The 547-nt window shown below is 69.3% G+C and carries 1 protein-coding gene; it reads right to left on the minus strand.

The window, feature by feature from the left end; all coding sequences use genetic code 11:
• Positions 1-547 (minus strand): phosphopantetheine-binding protein (locus tag NNI01S_RS32895; RefSeq protein ID WP_157115175.1); only part of this gene is annotated, 547 nt, incomplete at both ends.

Here is a 547-nt window from a genome sequence, read left to right on the forward strand (position 1 = left end):
GGATAGACCGTGCGCAATACCTCGTGGCGCGCCACCACATCCGCTACCGCGGCCCGCAACGCCGCCACATCCAACGCACCGCTCAACCGCACCGCGACCGGAATATTGTTCACCGCGCTGCCCGGATCGAACCGGTTCAAAAACCACATCCGCTGCTGGGCATACGACAACGGCACCCGCTCCGGCCGCGGCCACGCCCGCAACGCCTGCCCCGCCGCCGACCCCGCATGCGCCTCCACCCGCGCCGCCAACCCCGCCACCGTCGTCGCCTCGAACAACAACTGCACCGGCACCCGCACATCCAACGCCGCACCGATCCGCGCCGCCGCCTGCGCCGCCAACAACGAATTCCCACCCAACTCGAAGAAATCGTCATCCGCACCGACGCGGCCGTCCTCCTCCGGCACCAGCAACGCCGCGAACACCCCCGCCACGATCTCCTCCACCGGAGTCGACGGCGCACGAAACGCCCGCGCAGCGAACACCGGCTCCGGCAACGCCGCCCGATCCAACTTCCCCACCGGCGTCAACGGGATCTCATCCAACA

Origin of the sequence: Nocardia niwae NBRC 108934 = DSM 45340, assembly GCF_001613465.1 — a bacterium.
Taxonomy (GTDB): Bacteria; Actinomycetota; Actinomycetes; order Mycobacteriales; family Mycobacteriaceae; genus Nocardia; species Nocardia niwae.